Source organism: Amycolatopsis sp. cmx-11-32 (assembly GCF_047608695.1).
In the GTDB taxonomy this organism is placed as follows: domain Bacteria; phylum Actinomycetota; class Actinomycetes; order Mycobacteriales; family Pseudonocardiaceae; genus Amycolatopsis.
In genome coordinates, this window is sequence record NZ_JADNQN010000044.1 from 1 (window position 1) to 1,553 (window position 1,553).

General features: G+C 61.6%; 2 protein-coding genes. Both read right to left on the reverse strand.

What is annotated here, in order from left to right; all coding sequences use genetic code 11:
• Nucleotides 1-33: 33 nt before the first annotated feature.
• On the reverse strand, nt 34-1,038 hold the full coding sequence (locus ACM6LR_RS39295) for an IS3 family transposase (RefSeq protein ID WP_414945652.1): 1,005 nt from the start codon (nt 1,036-1,038) through the stop codon (nt 34-36).
• Nucleotides 1,035-1,472, reverse strand: coding sequence for a hypothetical protein (locus ACM6LR_RS39300; RefSeq protein ID WP_414945653.1), 438 nt, complete (start codon nt 1,470-1,472; stop codon nt 1,035-1,037). Before ACM6LR_RS39300 ends, ACM6LR_RS39295 begins: the two co-directional genes overlap by 4 nt.
• Nucleotides 1,473-1,553: the final 81 nt, after the last annotated feature.

The window sequence follows — 1,553 nt, forward strand, 5'->3', positions numbered from 1 at the left end:
CGGTAGTTGTCAAGTCAAGTGAGACAGGTTGTGTTAGCGCGCCGGTTTGAGCTGGTCAGAGGGCTGGTTGATCCAGGCTGCTTCGGGCATTTTGGGTGGTCGCGGGCGGCGCGCGAAGCGCTCAGGATGCTCCGCGTAGGCCTGGTTGAGCGTGATCTGCCGCTGGGCCCGGATCTGCTCGGCGGTGCCGAAGTGCACCGACGCGGGGGTGTGCATCCCGATCCCCGAATGCCGGTGCTCATGGTTGTAAGCCATGAAAAAGCTGTCACAGAACGCGCGTGCGTCTTCCAGAGATCCGAATCGTTCAGGGAAGTCAGGCATATACTTCAAGGTTTTGAACTGAGCCTCCGAATACGGGTTATCATTCGAGGTGCGGGGCCGGGAATGAGACCGGATGACACCGAGATCGACGAGAAGTTCCGACACTGGTTTCGATACCATCGCGCCACCACGATCAGCGTGGACGGTGTGCGGCTGACTGCCATTACGGTTCATGGCGTCGTCGAGGAAATCCTTCGCCACGACCGCGTCCTCCGTGGCGGCGACAAGCCAACCGGTGACATAGCGAGAGTAGATGTCGAGGACGACATAGCATTTGTACCAAATCCCTTTCGAAGGTCCTTTCAGCGCGGTGATATCCCATGACCACACCTCACTCGGTCCACGGGCGACCAACTCAGGCCGAACCCGGGCGGGATGGGTGGCGAGACGGCGGCGTTCCCGGACCTGACCTGCCGTGCGAGCGATCCGGTACATCGTGGACACCGAACACCAGTACCTGCCCTCGTCGAGTTCTCTGGCCCAGACCTGCGAAATCGCGAGGTCCCGGTAGGCTGGGCTGGTCAGCAACGCCAGCACCAGATCCCGTTCGGAGGTGTCGAGGGCCTGCGGCGGCGGCGTGCGGGGCAGCCACGGACCGTGCATCGGACCTTTCGGGTTGACGTGCCGATAGTGCGTCGCCCGCGATATCCCGGTCAGCACACACGATCTCGTCACGGAAACGTCCGCCGCGCGTAATTCGGTGAACGTGGCCGTCAAGATGTCTTCGGCGGCTCGTCGTTGCCCGTGCTCTCGGACAGTTCTTCCAAGAGCGCGTGTGCTTTTCCCATGATGTCGAGCGCCATCCGGGTTTTCGTCAAGTCGGAGGTCAGTTTCTGGTTCTGTCGGCGGAGTTTCTCCAGCTCTATCTGCTCGGCCGACTTCTTCACGCGTTTCGCCGGCACCTCCGACTCGGTCAGTTCACCGTCCAAACGTCCCGCGTCACGCGCTCGTGTCCATTCGATGATGTGAGACGAGTAGAGACCTTCCCTGCGCAGGATCGCGCCTTTCTCCCCATCAGGTGCGTTCTCGTACTCGGTGACCGTAGCGAGCTTGTATTCCGCGCTGAACACCCGCCGTGACGGACGCGGTGCGGGATCGGCCTCCTGCTCGCCGAAGGAACGCCGGGACTGCTTGTCAGAAGGTGTGGACACATGCATAAGGATCTCCAATCCCGCCCTCGGTCAGGAACCCCCACTCACACGGGGTGTCTCACACCAGTCTGACCAAGAGGG